Below are 14,838 nucleotides of genomic sequence, written 5' to 3' on the forward strand. Positions count from 1 at the left end.
TGTCGACCGGCCTGTCGGGCCAGGCGGTGGATCTGAAGCGGGTGGTCGAAGACTTCGTCCGCGACTTCGCCGCCGCCGCCTGACGAACGGCAACGCACGAAACCAAGAGCCCCCGGCGCGACGCGTCGGGGGCTCTTTCGTTGTCGGGACCCGCGCGCGTCAGGCGACGTCGTAGGGCGGGCGCGGAATGTCCTGATGGGCCTTGCGCAGTGCGGCCGACCAGCGTTCGCGCAGGTCGTGGAAATAGGGCTCGCCCTGTTCGATGCGGTGGCTGAGTTCGGCGCAGATGGCGTCGCGGCGGATCACCGCCAGATCGATCGGCATGCCGACGCCGAGGTTCGAGCGCATGGTCGAATCCATCGAGATCAGGCCGAGCTTCAGCGCATCCTGCAGGCTGTAGTCGAAGTTGACGGCGCGATCGAGGATCGGCTTGCCGTACTTGTGCTCGCCGATCTGCAGATAGGGCGTGTCGGTCGTCGCCTCGATGAAGTTGCCGGCGGCATAGACCATGAAGAGGCGCAGGCGCCCGCCGGCGATCTGGCCGCCGAGCAGCATGGTGACGTCGAAGCCGAGGTTCTTGCTCTCGAGCATCTTGCCGTCGATGCGCCAGACCTCGCGGATGGCGCGGCCGAGCAACTGGGCACAGCGGAACATCGACGTCTGGGTCCAGATGGTCTCGACCTCGCCGGTCTCCGGGTTCTCCAGCCCCTCGGTCACCAGCGAGATGACCGACTGGGAGATGGCGAGATTGCCGGCGGTGGCGATCGTCACGATGCGGTCGCCCGGCCGTTCGAAGACGTTGAGCTTGCGGAAGGTGGCGATGTTGTCGAGGCCGGCGTTGGTGCGCGTGTCCGCGATCATCACCATGCCGTCACGGACCAGAATTCCGACGCAATAGGTCATCGCTTCACCCTCGGGGGATCCTCGTTGGGGTCGCGCCGCGGGCGGGCGCGCGGGCGACCATAGGGAAGGGGCGGGAACGGCGCAACCGTGCGGACGCGCGGTGCGACGCCGCGTGGCTTTCGCGCCTCAGGCGCGGGCGATCTCGCGCACGGCGATCCGCGTCGTCGTCGTCTCGGCGCCGAAATGGGTGCGTACGCCGCGGATCGGCTGGGCATCGAGCGTGTCGAGACCGGCGGCGAGCCTGACCCAGCGATCGGTCGGGCAGGCGTTGGCGATCGCGTCGAAGCCGACCCAGCCGAGACCGTTGCCGAGATGGGCCTCGATCCAATAGTGCGGCGCGTCGCGCTCGGGCAGGGCCTCGTCGTGGAGACAGCCGGAGACGCAGCGCGCCGGCATGTCGAGGGCGCGCACGGCGGCGGCGAAGAGATGGACGATGTCCTCGGTACCGGCCCGCCCGCCCGCCAGCACCTCGTGCGGCGCCCGCGAGGCGGCGGCGCGCTCGAAGGGGATCGATTCGTGCAGCCGCCCCATGATCAGATGCAGCGCCGACAGCGGATCGCCGCCGCTCTCGGTGAGTGCGGTGCGGGCGAAGTCGCGCACGGTCGCCTCGATCGGGGTGCGGTCGGTGGCACGGCGGAAGACGGCGAGCGGCAGGCGCTCGCGCGTGGCGTGGAGGACGCCGGCGGTGTCCTCGGTCGCCACCTCGCCCGAGGCGACGATCGACAGCTCGTCGATCGGTCCGTCGATCGAGAAGGAATGGGTGAGGTTGCCGAAGGCGTCCTCGACCGGCGACAGGCGGCAGTCCTGCGACACGTCGATGCGCCAGCTGTCGACCAGCTGCGCCTCGGTGGTGCGGGGCGTCAGGCGCAGCGTCTGGATGGCGCGGGTGGCGGGGGTGTCGAAACGGTAGACCGTCTCGTGGACGATGGCGAGGCGCATGGCTCGGGACCGGAGTGGGAGGCGGGGCGCGGGGCCGGCCGCCGTCAGAGCAGATACTGTTCCGTGATCAGACCGCCGAGGCGGTTGTTCTCGGTGATGAAGTCGGACAGGAACTCGTGTAGCCCGCCGGCGATGATCGTGTCGATGTCCGTGCCCACCAGCTTGGTGTAGATCGCCCGCGCCGCGCGCTGGGACGAGCCCTGGCGACCGTAGACCTGTGCGATCTGGTCGAGATTGCGCGTCAGGCTCTCGTAACAGGCGGCGAGCGAGCGTGGCATCTGGGTGTTGAGGATCATCAGGTCGGCGACGAGCCAGGGTTTCAGGCTCTGGCGATAGACCCAGTGATAGGAGGTCTGGGCGGAGACCGCGCGCAGCACCGCCGACCACTGGAAATAGTCGACGCCGCCGCCGACGAGGGTCTCCGGCGGCAGCAGCACGTGATACTTCACGTCGAGGAGCCGCGCCGTCGCATCCGAGCGCTCGATGAAGACGCCGAGGCGCGAGAACCAGTAGGCGTCGTTCCTGAGCATGGTGCGATAGGCCGAGCCGTCGAAGGCGAGCGACGTGCGTTTGACGAAGCGCAGGAAGTCGGCGAGCTGGGCGAGGTCCAGTTCGCCGGGGCCGTAGCCCTTCAGCTCGAGCCAGGCGGAGTTGATCGTCTCCCACATCTCGGCGGTCAGGGCGGTGCGCACGGCGCGGGCGTTGAAGCGCGCGGTCTCGAGGCAGCTCTTGATCGACGACGGGTTCTGCGGCGAGAAGGCGAGGAAGTCGACCGCGGCTTCCGCCGTCGGATCCTCGCCGTAGACGTCGTGGAAGGCGGCGAGACAGCCGGTCGCGGCGAGCGCCGATTCCCACTCGTTGGTCGAGGTGCCGTAGCCCGAGGGCAGGGTGGCGAGGCGCGAGGCGGCGTCGATGATGCGCGCGGTGTTCTCGGCCCGCTCGATGTAGCGGGAGAGCCAGAAGAGACTGTCGGCGGTGCGGCTGAGCATCGGTTCGGTCCTGCAGATCGGCCGGAGGCGGCCGTGGTCGGCGCGGGGCTGCGCGCGCCGGAGGAGGGCGGATCAGCGGCGGGCGGTCGCCTGCTGCTGCTGTTGCTGCTGGGCCATGCGGGCATCGGGCAGCGGATCGACCACCCAGGTGTCCTTGGTGCCGCCGCCCTGGCTCGAGTTGACCACCAGCGATCCCTCGGTCAGCGCGACGCGTGTGAGGCCGCCGGGGACCAGACGCACGCCGTCGGCGCCGTTCAGCACGTAGGGGCGCAGGTCGACGTGGCGCGGCGCCACGCCCTCGTCGACGAAGGTCGGGCAGGTCGAGAGCGCCAGCGTCGGCTGGGCGATGAACTTCTCGGGATGGGCGAGGAGCTTCTTGCGGAAGGTCTCGATCTTGGCCTTGTCGGCCTTCGGGCCGACCAGCATGCCGTAGCCGCCGGAGCCGTCGACCTCCTTCACCACCAGTTCGGGCAGGTGGTCGAGGACGTATTTCAGCGCTTCCGGCTCGCGGCAGCGCCAGGTCGGCACGTTCTTCAGGATGGCGTCCCTGCCGGTGTAGAACTTGATGATCTCCGGCATGTAGGAATAGACCGCCTTGTCGTCGGCGACGCCGGTGCCGACCGCATTGGCCAGCGTGACGTTGCCGGCGCGATAGGCCGAGATCAGGCCGGGCACGCCGAGGATCGAATCCGGGCGGAAGGCGAGCGGGTCGATGAAGTCGTCGTCGATGCGGCGGTAGATGACGTCGACGCGCTTCGGACCCTCGGTCGTGCGCATGTAGACGACGTTCTCGCGGACATAGAGGTCGGAGCCCTCGACCAGTTCGGCGCCGAGCTTGTCGGCGAGGAACGAGTGCTCGTAATAGGCCGAGTTGAACGGCCCGGGCGTCAGCAGGCAGACGGTCGGGTCGGCGGAGGCCGAGCGCGGCGCGATCGACTTCATCGTCGCGAGCAGCTCGTCGGCATAGTTCTCGACCGGCGCGATGCGGTGGCGCGAGCACAGTTCGGGGAAGAGGCGCAGCATCACCTCGCGGTTCTCCAGCATGTAGGAGACGCCGGAGGGGGTGCGGGCGTTGTCTTCCAGCACATAGAACGTGTCGGGATCGACGCGGACGAGGTCGATGCCGGCGATCGACACCCAGATGTCGTGCGGCAGCTGGATGCCCTGCATCTCGGGCCGGTAGCAGGGGTTCTGGTAGACGAGGTCTTCCGGAATGACGCCGGCCTTGACCACCTCGCCCTTCGAATAGACGTCCTTGAGGAACATGTTGAGCGCGGTGACGCGCTGTTCGAGGCCCTCGGCGAGGCGGTCCCACTCGGGTCGGGTGATGACGCGCGGCACGATGTCGAAGGGGATCAGGCGCTCCTCGCCCTCGGCGTCGCCGTAGACGTTGAAGGTGATGCCGATACGGCGGAACAGCAGTTCGGCCTCGTGCTGGCGCTGCGTCAGGAGGTCGGGGGGCGTGTCCTTCAACCAACCGGCGACGATCTCGTAACCGGATCGGATATCCGATCCGAAGGCGGACATTTCGTCGAACGCCGAGGCCACCATACCGTCTGGTCTCCTTTTCCGGACATGTGCCGAAGCACCACGGTGAAGTCATATTCGGCTGCCTCGCAAAGAGGCGCAAGCAGCTTGCATCGGCAGGAAAATGCGTATTTCGGCCGATTTTGCATAAGCTTGGGGCGCGATGCCCAAGTTGTGGGCGGAATTCCCGGTTTCAGCCGTGGCGGCAAAGGAGGCAGCGGCGCGACGGGGCGGATGCGGAGAGGGGGCAGCGAGGGGAGGCAGGTGCGGATAAATCAGAAGTTGTCTTCTGGGTTTGAATCGCGTGTCATGATGATGCGGACGGGTTCCAACCGAGGACCATTCGCATGAGACTGGAAGACCCCCGAGACCTCGAGACACGGGTTCGCGCGCTGCGCTGCGAACTCGCCGGCGATAGGGTGATCCTCGCCGGCATCCGTGTCCTGCTCGCGCTCGAACGGCGCGCGCACTTCGACCCGGCGCAGCCGCGCGACGAGCTCGGACGATGGGCGGAAATCGGCCGCTCGACGACGTTCCGCATCACCGATCCGAATGCCGAGGCCGATCCGGCGCCGAAGGACGAACGGATACGGGTGGCCGGGCCGTTCGACTGGGGGCCGATCGATCTGCGGTGGGATGGGGACATCATCGGTGGTCATCCCGTCGAACGGCATGTCGGCAAGTCTGACAATGAGTTGGCAGCGTTGGCCTTGGTCAACCTGACAAGCAAGATCTCGCAACGGCGAGGTGATGCCAGGGCGGGAACTTTCGAATCGATAGATCGAGCCAATGAACTCGTCAACGAAGCTCTTGGGATGGCCTCTCCAACTGTCTTTCGAGTATCATCAGCAACTGTTCCTGCAAGGGCGATCTATGTAAATTTCGGTCGTGTTACCGGTAGGGAAGCGGTAGTGAATGTCGGAAACGGCTCGATTAAATACAGAAACACATATGGAGTTGGAATTTTCCTAATTCACGATCCCGGAAGCAATCGCGGATTTCGAATCCATACTGCCTATCCCATGAATTTCGACTGATGAGGTGCAAAATGAAAATCCCTCCCTATTTTCAGCTTGCCAGCGAGTGCTTCTATCAGGGTGCACTCGAGTATGGTGGTCACACGGTCGAGGATTGTGTCGGCTTCGGGATAGCCTCCGTGCCGCAGAGCCAGTGCCCGGCGCTGCTGGAATGGCTGGACCATCTGATCGCCTCTCCGCCGGAGGTGGTCTCCGATGCATGGTCGTCGCTCAGATGCGAGTACGACTGGGAAGACCCGGAGTTCATCCGCTCCATCCTCCGCCTGATGCGCGAGAAAACCGCCCACCGCGTCGCCACGGGGCGTGGAGGAGATCCCGCATGAGGTGAGGAGTGCAGTCGCACGGACCGTCGTTCTTGCCGTATCGGAATGCGGCTGCGCGCGGCATCCCGCGAGCGAGGAGGTTTCGATGAACATCCCTCCCTATTTTCAACGAGCATCGGAGTGCTTCTACGGGATGCACTCGAATCCGGTGGTCACACGGTCGAGGATTGTGCCCGCTTCGGCGTCGAGATCGTCCCTCAGAGCCAGTGCCCGGCGCTGCTGGAATGGCTGGATTTTCTGATCGCCTCGCCGCCGGAGGTGGTCTCGGATGCGTGGTCGTCGCTCAGATGCGAGTACGATTGGGAAGACCCGGAGTTCATCCGCTCCATCCTCCGCCTGATGCGCGAGCGCGTCGCCGAGCGGGTGGCGACGGGTGGTGGCGGCATGCCGGGGTGAGGCGGAGCCTTCCCCATGGTTGCGGGGCTGCAACCTTCGGTTCATTCTGGACCGCGACGACCTCAGATCAACTGCAGCCCCCGCAGGCTCGCGTGTCCGTCGCGGCCGACGATGACGTGGTCGTGGACGAGGATGCCGAGCGGCTTGGCGATGTCGACGATCTGACGCGTCATCTGGATGTCGGCGGTCGAGGGCGTCGGGTCGCCGGACGGGTGGTTGTGGACCAGGATGATGGTCCACTTAAGTGATTGAAAACAATAGTTTATCTGTGGTTGTGGATTCGGTTGGGGTAGGTTCTGGGGATCGGAGATTTTGCCGACCCCTGCGGTTTGTCACCGTCGATCCCCCCCTCTCATTTCGAGTCGTTTTGCCGCACGTCACGACATTTTTCCGATTCCTGGCTTCAAGCCCGATGCCGGGATAGAGGTCCGTCATCGGCGTTCCGTTTTACCTCCGACGTGATGGTGATGCCGTCGCGGATCTGGATGGTGACGATTCCGCCAGCTGCCCTTGCGCATTCGGCGGTCTGCTCGATGAGGCAAACGGCTGGAGGGTGATCCACAACCACAAGAGTCTCCCTTTAAGCGGTTTAATAATATAATTTATTTCCGATTGAAGCTGGTATCGGAAATAGTGTATATCTGAGATGAGTGATCGTTATTATCACTGCTTATCGGGTGTGTAAGCTGAAAAATGCTTCGATGCACGGCATTGTACCTTGTTCTGCTTGTCCCATGCTTCGAGCTCGTTGATGGGATAGAGGACGGCCTTGCCAATCTTTATGAATGAAGGGCCAATCTTCATTGCTCGCCAGTTTCTGAGTGTACCAACGGACACTCCACCTCGGTAGCGCTCCGCCACTTCCTCTGTTGTGAGATATTTACTCTCCGCCATATTGCCTCCTTTTGACAACGTTGGTCGACGCCGTCTCACCAATCGCGTGCTACCGGTCCAGAGTGAAAGCGAATATACGCGTGTTGCCGTCACTCCTCATCATGGCGGGGCCTGTCGAACTCCGGTGGCTCCTGCTTTGTCACGAAGACAAATGCGGTACGACCTGTCGTCTTGGGAAGCTCTTCTCTGTTGGTATAGGAGAGAAGGCGGTTCCCGGCCGCAAACAGGACGGACCGATGCAGGGGCTGGATTTCATCTTAAACTTGCGGTGTGTTGGCCTGTCGCGCGCGGTGCGAGATCTGCCAGGGGCAGAGGATCGAAGCGGGCCTTTTTCATAGTATCGGATAGCGGCGGCGGTTGTGGTCGCCACCTGCGGCGAGGGCTCGGAAATCAGGCTGCACCGACTTCAGGGAGCAGCTTGTGCTTCCTCCTCCCCTCATCCTTCATCAGGATATCGCACGCGACGAGGTCGGTGATGTCGCGGAGGGCGGTGTCGGGCGAGACCTTCGTGAGCTTGGCCCATTTCGATAATGTCAGCTTGCCGTCGAAGCCTTCGAGGAGTCGATTGAACATCGCGCGCTGCCGGTCGTTCAATCGGGCGGGCAGTGGCGACTATGTCGCAGGTTCCTACAGTCAGCGCTTCACGCTCGCCTCCGGCCGCTTCGCCATGATCGATGACGGTCTCGGCTTCCAGCTCGTCCCCTGGACGCCCTCCCTCGAAAAACAGATCGGCCGTCATGTTTCCGGTATCGCCCGTGACGACGGCGGCATCGACTGGTGTGTTAGCCGCCGACGGGGATTGGGGTTGTAGATGCGACAACCGGTTATTATTGGGAGTTCCCAGATACGACAAACTGAATGCCAAATCCCAAGAGCGATTCGATGTTTGCGAAAGAATTCGACGAAATCTCACTGAGGGATATCCAGGCGCTCGTCGACGAGGGAATCCCCGAAGGCAGGCAGCTTGAATTCAAGCGCGATCACTATGGCCGCAAGGACGATGATAGGCGAGAGTTTGCCGCCGATGTCTCCGCCATAGCCAATGCGCGTGGCGGATACCTGCTTATTGGTGTCGATGAACGCAACGGGATTGCTTCGAGCGTTTGCGGCGTTGAGGCGCCGGATCCCGACGGGTTGGTTCGCGCGATCAGCGAGGCCATTCGCGCGTCGCTCGAACCACCGCTTATTGAATTCAGGGTCAAGTGGGTCTCAATCGAGGCCGCACGTGGTGTTGTGGTGATCAAAATCACGCGGAGTTGGAGCGCTCCCCATCGCGTCACTGTCGCCAAGGACTATCGCTTCTTCGTCCGGGACGAAAATGGAAAACACCCGATGTCGGTAGAGGAGTTGCGCCGTGCCTTCCTATTCGCTTCCGAGGTAGAGGAAAGGATCAGGCGGTTCCGGATTGAACGCCTTGGAACCCTAACCGTTAATGAAGGACCGCTCAGTGTCGGCAAGGAGGGCGAGGCGCGGCTGATCATGCATGTCGTGCCCCGGACGGCGTTTACGGACGGCATTCAGCTTTCGTTTGACGAACGAGGTGGTTCGATGTGGCCATGGCCGCTCGGCGGGGGAAGTGGCGCCAATTCGATGTACTCGCTTGATGGTCTGATCAGCTATTCTGGACCGGAGGAACGTTTCGAAACCGTCCGTGCGTTTTCGGCCCTCTTTCGCAATGGCATTGCTGAAGCCGTGGCAGGCGTGCGTGTAGGAAACAAGGACGGTCAGCGCAACATATCGTTGACCGGCATAGAACAAGAGGTGATCAGGGGCCTTTGCCAGATTCTCGGCGAGTATAAAAGACGATCTATCCCCGCGCCCTATACAGTTTTTTTGAGCCTTGTTGGCGTGCGTGGTGTATCGGCACCGATCGACGAGTGGCGTGGCGGGATTGCCTATCCTCACCGCTCCGACAGCATCATGCTGCCCGAACTTGCCATTGACGCGGCGGGGGCAGAAAATGCGCCAGAGATTGAGCTCAGGCCCCTTTTTGATCTCATGTGGAATGCCTTTGGCCAATATGGTTCGCCAAACTACGATCGATCGGATCGATATGTGCGCCGCTAAGGTTCACCCCTTGCCCGTATTTCTATCCGGAACTTGTACGATGCTCTGAAGCAGCTTGCCCTTTTCCGCCCCTGGGCCGGAATAGATGGATGTCGTCCATAGAGAAAGAGCTGTGTCCGCAACCCGCCGCGCTACGACGCTTTCGTCACCGCTCTCGGCCGACGGCTCGCCAAGGGGCCGAAGCTGCGGCAGGAGATCCTAGAGGGCAAACCCGGAATACAAAAATGTAGGTGTTTCGTTTTTTCGGGACGCGACGACCTGTAGGGGCGCGCAGCTTGATGCTACCATTCAGCAACATGCGTTGTTCGCTTGGCGATGGCGATGCGTCACTATTACCGCAAAGATTGGCAGAAATTTCGAGATGAAGTCATCGAACTCGATGGCGGCGTCTGCCGTCGATGTGGCCGCGGCCCGCTACAAGGAGCGATCTTACAAGTTCACCACAGAACTTATCTGCCAGGGAAGATGCCATGGGAATACCCATACGGGTATTGTGAGACTCTCTGCCGAGGATGTCATGCATCAGAACACGGTATAGTTCGCCCTTTCCAAGGATGGGTCTGTGTCGGCGATGACGATCTTGGGGATTTATCGGGCGAATGCGATTTATGCGGCACGCAGATACGTTACGTATTTTTTGTGCAGCACGAAAAATGGCCTGCGATGGAGGTTGGGGAGATCTGCTGCGATCATCTCACACAGACCTCCGAAGCAAGCGACTATATGGATTCAAAGAGGCGTTATGCTTTACGCGAAAGTCGCTTTATTTCGTCCTCAAGATGGAAACGCAACCAAGATGGGCTCTTAAGCCTCATGCAAAAGGGGCAACATATTTCACTCGAAAAAGTATCAGAAAATTTTAGGCTGACGGTAAATCAAGTGACCGGGAAAAAATTCTTTAAATCCGAAGAAGAGTGTAAACGGTATATATTTGAAATAATCGAGAATGGGACTCTAGAAGCGTTCTTCAGGAAATTTCAATCTAAATAGATTTGATGAATTTCCAACGCGAGAGATTTGGGTTTTCCTTCGTTGTTCTTCTGTATTTGTGCTCAACGCTACCGCGATAACAAGTATTTGTTGAATCAACCTGAAATACGTCTCTCTTAATCGACCCCATATGGGGAACGTCTGTCTGTCCCCGCTTGAACTCGGGGCGACATTAATGGCTCTCGGCGCCTTCGGCGCCAATCGCCATCTGCGCCAGTCGCTGGTCTTCCTCGACGTGCCGACACTCCAGCAGCCAGAGGCCTATCTCGGCCATGCCGGTGAGATGTTCGGTCGTGATGGCGGTTTCGCCGATCCGAAGCCCGAGGCGTTCATGAAAACCTTCCTCGATGCTTTCGCCGATTGGATTGGGAGGACCGCAAAGGTTGCCTGAGGCATTCCGCTCGAATGGCCCCACTGGGATGCGGTGTCCTGAGAAATGTTCCCCATGGCATGGCCATGCTGAGTGAAGCGGGGCCAGTCGCCTCCGCTCACGCGGCGCCAGGCCTCGGCCGGACCATATATCTTCCTGTTTTCCTCGAGCCGACGAAGACGATCAGGCCTGTCGCTCGTAGGCCGGCGATATCCCGCTTGGCGGTCTTTGCTGCAACCTCCCAGCGCACGACGATATCGGTAAAACGCAGTCGATCGCGGACGGCCATTTCGCCGAGGAACCACCGTTGGCGATCGTTCAAGATCCCGAGCCACTCGACGTTTCCAGGGTCATTTCCTGGGTCATTTATAGGGACTTTTCCAGGGACATCGGACATGCCGTCCATGGCTCTCGGTGCCTCCTGACTGGTGGCCGATCCCGAGCTTCGTCGGCTTTGTGCCGGGTCCTTGCCGCCGGCCGTGGCCTTCTCGTTCGAGATCCCATTGCCTCCGATCGAAGGCACTTCTCCTGTGACGGTTCTATTGGCGGCATCGATGACGAGTTCGAAGACGAGATCAGATTCTGCAATCAGGCGAATGAGATAATGCCCTCTCGGACCGGCCGAGCCTTCGAGCCAATTCTTGGCGGCCCGCTCACTGGCACCTGTCCATTTCATGACCGTCTTGACGGCCCGGTGGGTATCTCCGAGCTCTGATTGCAGCGCCCTCGCGACGGCGTTGGCAAAGTCGGTCGCTGACCGAACCGCCGCCGCATGACCCGGTAGAATCCTGCCCCTTTTCGGCAACATGTTGCCGGCCCTCCACAACTAGACTGCTGTCGATGCGGAGACGGCAGACCTCGCCCGAACCGCCTTGTTCTGTTCGGGGCTGCGCGGTCGGCGTCCTCGAATACAAGCCGGTTGGGGATGGCGTGTCGTGGCGGATTGGAGCCGACATCGTGAAGATGAGACGAGCGACCCGACGATCAGGGTTCGGGCGGCCGAATATGTCCGGATGTCGACGGAACATCAGAAGTACTCGACCGAGAACCAGGCCGATGCCATCCGTCAGTATGCAGCCACTCGTGATATCGACATTGTCAGAACCTACGCCGATGAAGGTAAAAGTGGCCTTCGCATCGAAGGTCGTGACGGCTTGAAACTCCTGATCGATGATGTCGCGAGTGGCCGTACCGATTTCCAAGCCATTCTCGTCTATGACGTCAGCCGTTGGGGGCGCTTTCAGGATGCCGACGAGAGCGCCTATTACGAATACATCTGCAAGCGCGCCGGCATTGCGGTGCACTATTGCGCCGAGCAGTTCGAGAATGATGGCAGCCCGATCGCAACGGTCGTCAAGAGCGTCAAGCGGGCCATGGCCGGCGAATACAGTCGCGAATTGTCGACCAAGGTCTTTGCCGGTCAATGTCGCTTGATCGAGCACGGCTACCGACAAGGCGGACAGGCGGGGTTCGGTCTGCGCCGGGTGCTCATCGATCAGGCCGGCGCCACCAAGGGTGAGCTGACGCGTGGTGAGCAGAAGAGCATCCAGACCGATCGCGTCGTGCTGCGACCGGGGCCGGAGGCGGAGCTCGCCCTGGTCGCGGAGATCTATAGGACCTTCGTCACTGCGGATCGAACCGAGCGACAGATTGCCGACGCTCTGAATGCACGGGGGGCGGTGACCGATCTCGGGCGCCCCTGGTCACGTGGAACCGTCCACCAGATCCTCATCAACGAGAAGTACATCGGCAACAACGTCTGGAACCGCATGTCCTTCAAGCTGAAGAAGAAGAGGGTTCACAATGAGCCGTCGATGTGGATCCGGGCCGACGGGGTCTTTCCGGCAATCATCGATCGGCCGCTCTTCGACGCGGCCCAATCCATCATTCGGGCGCGGTCGTTTCGGCTTTCGGACGAGGAAATGCTACGAGCTCTCCACGCCTTGCTCCAGACGCAGGGGATGCTGTCGGGCCTCGTCATCGACGAAGCAGAAGGGCTTCCGTCGAGTAGCGCCTACGGCTCTCGCTTCGGCAGCTTGCTGCGTGCCTACAGCCTCGTCGGCTACGCCCCCCGTCGAGACTATCGATACATCGAGATCAATCGCGCCCTGCGCCGCCTTCATCCCGAGGTGGTCGAGACCATCGTTGCCGGCCTCGATGGCGTCGGCGCCACCGTGTTGCGGCAACCGGACACCGATCTGATCATGATCAACGGCGAATTCGCGGTGTCCGTGGTGATCGCGCGTTGCCGGCAACTCCCGACCGGCGGGTTCCGGTGGCGCCTTCGGTTCGATGCCGGATTGCAGCCCGACATCACCGTGGCGGTACGGATGGATGCCGAGAACCGGCATCCCTTCGACTTCTATCTGCTCCCCCGGTTCGACGTCGGCGGAGGCAAGCTCAACCTCGCCGAAGACAATGGGTTGGGTCTCGATGCCTACCGGTTCGAGACGCTCGACCTCCTCTACGACTTGGCGATGCCGGTGCGCATCACGGAGGCAGCATGACCTCACCATTGCGGTCCCAGACTATCGAGATGATCCCGATCGCGCTCATCCACGTGCTGAATCCGCGTGCGCGCAACAAGAAGCAACACCGAGAGATCGTCGACAACATCGGGGTTGTCGGCCTGAAGCGACCGATCACGGTGAGCCGGAAGGGAAATGGGGGATCGGTCCGCTACGAACTCATCTGCGGCGAGGGGCGTCTGGAAGCCTTCCGCATGTTGGGCGCGACGGAGATCCCAGCAATCATCGTCGAAGTGTCGGAGAGAGACGGTCTGGTGATGAGCCTCGTGGAGAACATCGCTCGGCGGCAGCATCGCCCGATCGACATTATGCAGGAGATCGGAGCCCTGCACGAACGCGGGTATAGTGACGGCGAGATCGCGCGGAAGATCGGCTGCACCCCGAGCTGGGTCAACATGATCGTGGTGTTGCTGGAGCGCGGTGAGGAGCGACTGGTCTCTGCGGTGGAAACGGGGCTCATCCCGATCAGCTTCGCGATCGATATTGCTCGCGCCGAGGATGCCGAGACCCAGGACATTCTCATCGACGCCTACGCGGCCGGTAAGATCAAGGGCAAGAAATTGGCGTCGGTCCGTCGAATGATCGACCAACGGTTGAAGCGGAGCAAGACAGTTCCCGACAACGGCTTCGGTCCGAGAAACGCGCCACGGCGTGTGACGGCCGCTGATCTCGTCCGCGTCTACCAGCGAGAGACGGACAAGCAGCGCCTCCTGGTGAAGCGCTCGAACTTTGCCCAGACCAAGCTTCTCTTCATGATCGAAGCGCTCAAGGATCTTTTGAACGATGAAGGGTTCAGCACGCTGCTGCGTGCCGAGGACCTGGCGACCATGCCTCGCGCGCTGGTGGCCCGTATTCCCGGGGAGGTGGTCCGATGATCGAAGCCGAAGACAAGGGGCGGGACGTCAAACTGTCGTTCGAACGGCAGAGCATCGTCGTGGCGATCAGCCAACTGGTGCCGCTCAAGACCCTCCGCGCCGGAATGAAGGAGAGCCGGAAGTATGCCCAGATCTTGGGCTCGGTACGGGCGATCGGCCTCGTCGAAGCTCCGGCGGTTGCGCCCGACCCCAAACACCCAGGTCGGTATTTCCTGCTCGACGGGCATCTCAGGGTCGAGGCGTTGAAGGACCTCGGCATCCAGGAGGTCGAGTGTCTCGTGTCGACGGACGACGAGACCTACACCTACAACAAGAGGATTAATCGGCTGGCGGCTGTTCAGGAACACCGAATGATCACCCGGGCGATCGAACGCGGCGTGCCGGAGGAACGCCTCGCCGAGGCTCTCGGGCTGGATGCGGTCTCGATCCGGCGGCGAGCACGAATGCTGAAGGGGATCTGTCCGGATGCCGTCGATCTTCTGAAGGACAGTCCATGCCCGTTCTCGGTGTTCGACATGCTCCGTCGTATGGCACCGATCCGTCAGGTCGAGGCCGCGGAGCTGATGATCGGCCAGAACAATTATACGGCCGTATTTGCGAAGGTTCTGCTGGCCACCACTCCTCCCAAGCTATTGGTCGTCCTCCGTAAGAAAAATGTAGATAGTGTCACGGCTGATCAGATTGCTCGAATGGAACGAGAGCTCTTGAGTCTGCAGACGCAGGTTAAATCTGTCGAGGACAGCTACGGCCTCGATAATCTCCAGTTGATGGTTACCTGCGGCTATGTGCGGAAATTGCTCGCCAATGGGCGGATCGTTCGCTGGTTGACGCAGCATCGCCCGGAGTACCTGACGGAATTCCAATCGATCGCCGGGATCGAGAGTTTTGGCGACGCCAAGTCCGCCGCCGAGTGAGGACAATGGGGACCCGGACCCGACAAACGCGGGGACCGCGGGAGACGCCGCACGGTGAGGCGGATCGAGCGCGGCGATGGGGATGG

16 protein-coding genes and 2 pseudogenes are annotated in these 14,838 nt (G+C 61.6%); 10 read left to right on the plus strand and 8 right to left on the minus strand.

The annotated features are described in order from the left end of the window. Positions 1-159: 159 nt before the first annotated feature. The 4 genes from ACT541_RS08895 to ACT541_RS08910 form a co-directional block, all read right to left on the minus strand. Positions 160-903, minus strand: coding sequence for a proteasome-type protease (locus ACT541_RS08895; RefSeq protein ID WP_476136089.1), 744 nt, complete (start codon positions 901-903; stop codon positions 160-162). 126 nt (positions 904-1,029) lie between these two features. Continuing rightward, positions 1,030-1,842 carry a transglutaminase family protein gene (locus ACT541_RS08900; RefSeq protein WP_476136091.1) on the minus strand — a complete coding sequence of 271 codons (813 nt, stop codon included), beginning with the start codon at positions 1,840-1,842 and terminating at the stop codon, positions 1,030-1,032. A gap of 44 nt (positions 1,843-1,886) precedes the next feature. Beyond that, a complete protein-coding gene (locus ACT541_RS08905; RefSeq protein ID WP_476136093.1) occupies positions 1,887-2,831 on the minus strand; it encodes an alpha-E domain-containing protein in 945 nt (314 codons plus the stop codon). Positions 2,832-2,903: 72 nt separating this feature from the next. Beyond that, on the minus strand, positions 2,904-4,382 hold the full coding sequence (locus tag ACT541_RS08910; RefSeq protein ID WP_476136094.1) for a circularly permuted type 2 ATP-grasp protein: 1,479 nt from the start codon (positions 4,380-4,382) through the stop codon (positions 2,904-2,906). A 323-nt stretch (positions 4,383-4,705) separates the two neighbouring features. Between ACT541_RS08910 and ACT541_RS08915 the strand changes: the two genes are divergently transcribed. The 3 genes from ACT541_RS08915 (at position 4,706) to ACT541_RS08925 (ending at position 6,114) form a co-directional block, all read left to right on the plus strand. Next, positions 4,706-5,395, plus strand: coding sequence for an RNase A-like domain-containing protein (locus ACT541_RS08915; RefSeq protein WP_476136096.1), 690 nt, complete (start codon positions 4,706-4,708; stop codon positions 5,393-5,395). Between the two features lie 11 nt (positions 5,396-5,406). Next, positions 5,407-5,718, plus strand: a complete 312-nt coding sequence (locus ACT541_RS08920) for a hypothetical protein (RefSeq protein ID WP_476136098.1) — start codon at positions 5,407-5,409, stop codon at positions 5,716-5,718. Positions 5,719-5,838: 120 nt separating this feature from the next. After that, a complete protein-coding gene (locus tag ACT541_RS08925; protein WP_476136100.1) occupies positions 5,839-6,114 on the plus strand; it encodes a hypothetical protein in 276 nt (91 codons plus the stop codon). Positions 6,115-6,176: 62 nt separating this feature from the next. Here the strand turns inward: ACT541_RS08925 and ACT541_RS08930 are convergent. From ACT541_RS08930 to ACT541_RS08940, 3 genes and pseudogenes are all read right to left on the minus strand, one after another. Beyond that, a pseudogene (locus ACT541_RS08930) lies at positions 6,177-6,347 on the minus strand (JAB domain-containing protein); the annotation flags it as partial. Between the two features lie 430 nt (positions 6,348-6,777). Further along, positions 6,778-7,008, minus strand: coding sequence for a helix-turn-helix transcriptional regulator (locus tag ACT541_RS08935; RefSeq protein WP_476136101.1), 231 nt, complete (start codon positions 7,006-7,008; stop codon positions 6,778-6,780). Positions 7,009-7,398: 390 nt separating this feature from the next. Then, the gene (locus ACT541_RS08940) at positions 7,399-7,581 is read right to left on the minus strand and encodes a hypothetical protein (RefSeq protein ID WP_217930937.1); all 183 of its coding nucleotides are present in this window, start codon (positions 7,579-7,581) and stop codon (positions 7,399-7,401) included. 16 nt (positions 7,582-7,597) lie between these two features. Here ACT541_RS08940 and ACT541_RS08945 point away from each other — a divergent pair. The 4 genes and pseudogenes from ACT541_RS08945 to ACT541_RS08960 form a co-directional block, all read left to right on the plus strand. Then, positions 7,598-7,819, plus strand: a pseudogene (locus tag ACT541_RS08945) (DUF3363 domain-containing protein); the annotation flags it as partial. Between the two features lie 47 nt (positions 7,820-7,866). After that, positions 7,867-9,075, plus strand: coding sequence for an AlbA family DNA-binding domain-containing protein (locus tag ACT541_RS08950; protein ID WP_217930939.1), 1,209 nt, complete (start codon positions 7,867-7,869; stop codon positions 9,073-9,075). 321 nt (positions 9,076-9,396) lie between these two features. Beyond that, positions 9,397-10,065, plus strand: coding sequence for an HNH endonuclease (locus ACT541_RS08955; protein ID WP_476136104.1), 669 nt, complete (start codon positions 9,397-9,399; stop codon positions 10,063-10,065). Positions 10,066-10,240: 175 nt separating this feature from the next. Then, positions 10,241-10,456, plus strand: coding sequence for a hypothetical protein (locus ACT541_RS08960; protein ID WP_476136106.1), 216 nt, complete (start codon positions 10,241-10,243; stop codon positions 10,454-10,456). Positions 10,457-10,553: 97 nt separating this feature from the next. On the opposite strand, the gene ACT541_RS08965 is transcribed toward ACT541_RS08960, so the two are convergent. Further along, complete coding sequence (locus ACT541_RS08965; RefSeq protein WP_217930959.1) at positions 10,554-11,111, minus strand: hypothetical protein; 558 nt, start codon at positions 11,109-11,111, stop codon at positions 10,554-10,556. Between the two features lie 337 nt (positions 11,112-11,448). Between ACT541_RS08965 and ACT541_RS08970 the strand changes: the two genes are divergently transcribed. Genes ACT541_RS08970 through ACT541_RS08980 form a run of 3 tightly spaced genes read left to right on the plus strand, consistent with a single transcriptional unit; the run spans position 11,449 to position 14,752 of the window. Beyond that, on the plus strand, positions 11,449-12,942 hold the full coding sequence (locus ACT541_RS08970; RefSeq protein ID WP_217931088.1) for a recombinase family protein: 1,494 nt from the start codon (positions 11,449-11,451) through the stop codon (positions 12,940-12,942). After that, entirely contained in the window at positions 12,939-13,838 is a 900-nt protein-coding gene (locus ACT541_RS08975; protein ID WP_230488996.1) for a plasmid partitioning protein RepB C-terminal domain-containing protein, read from the plus strand. Before ACT541_RS08970 ends, ACT541_RS08975 begins: the two co-directional genes overlap by 4 nt. Continuing rightward, complete coding sequence (locus ACT541_RS08980) at positions 13,835-14,752, plus strand: plasmid partitioning protein RepB C-terminal domain-containing protein (protein WP_476136108.1); 918 nt, start codon at positions 13,835-13,837, stop codon at positions 14,750-14,752. The genes ACT541_RS08975 and ACT541_RS08980 overlap by 4 nt, the downstream gene beginning before the upstream one ends. The last annotated feature ends 86 nt before the right edge of the window (positions 14,753-14,838 follow it).

This window comes from Pinisolibacter sp. DMC100, assembly GCF_056313705.1.

What these genes read in the sequence shown, in the direction of transcription:
- ACT541_RS08895 (WP_476136089.1), bottom strand. Translation starts at nt 903, where the DNA reads ATGACCTATTGCGTCGGAATTCTGGTCCGTGACGGCATGGTGATGATC.
- ACT541_RS08900 (WP_476136091.1), bottom strand. Translation starts at nt 1,842, where the DNA reads ATGCGCCTCGCCATCGTCCACGAGACGGTCTACCGTTTCGACACCCCC.
- ACT541_RS08905 (WP_476136093.1), bottom strand. Translation starts at nt 2,831, where the DNA reads ATGCTCAGCCGCACCGCCGACAGTCTCTTCTGGCTCTCCCGCTACATC.
- ACT541_RS08910 (WP_476136094.1), bottom strand. Translation starts at nt 4,382, where the DNA reads ATGGTGGCCTCGGCGTTCGACGAAATGTCCGCCTTCGGATCGGATATC.
- ACT541_RS08915 (WP_476136096.1), top strand. Translation starts at nt 4,706, where the DNA reads ATGAGACTGGAAGACCCCCGAGACCTCGAGACACGGGTTCGCGCGCTG.
- ACT541_RS08920 (WP_476136098.1), top strand. Translation starts at nt 5,407, where the DNA reads ATGAAAATCCCTCCCTATTTTCAGCTTGCCAGCGAGTGCTTCTATCAG.
- ACT541_RS08935 (WP_476136101.1), bottom strand. Translation starts at nt 7,008, where the DNA reads ATGGCGGAGAGTAAATATCTCACAACAGAGGAAGTGGCGGAGCGCTAC.
- ACT541_RS08940 (WP_217930937.1), bottom strand. Translation starts at nt 7,581, where the DNA reads ATGTTCAATCGACTCCTCGAAGGCTTCGACGGCAAGCTGACATTATCG.
- ACT541_RS08950 (WP_217930939.1), top strand. Translation starts at nt 7,867, where the DNA reads ATGCCAAATCCCAAGAGCGATTCGATGTTTGCGAAAGAATTCGACGAA.
- ACT541_RS08955 (WP_476136104.1), top strand. Translation starts at nt 9,397, where the DNA reads ATGCGTCACTATTACCGCAAAGATTGGCAGAAATTTCGAGATGAAGTC.
- ACT541_RS08960 (WP_476136106.1), top strand. Translation starts at nt 10,241, where the DNA reads ATGGCTCTCGGCGCCTTCGGCGCCAATCGCCATCTGCGCCAGTCGCTG.
- ACT541_RS08965 (WP_217930959.1), bottom strand. Translation starts at nt 11,111, where the DNA reads ATGAAATGGACAGGTGCCAGTGAGCGGGCCGCCAAGAATTGGCTCGAA.
- ACT541_RS08970 (WP_217931088.1), top strand. Translation starts at nt 11,449, where the DNA reads ATGTCGACGGAACATCAGAAGTACTCGACCGAGAACCAGGCCGATGCC.
- ACT541_RS08975 (WP_230488996.1), top strand. Translation starts at nt 12,939, where the DNA reads ATGACCTCACCATTGCGGTCCCAGACTATCGAGATGATCCCGATCGCG.
- ACT541_RS08980 (WP_476136108.1), top strand. Translation starts at nt 13,835, where the DNA reads ATGATCGAAGCCGAAGACAAGGGGCGGGACGTCAAACTGTCGTTCGAA.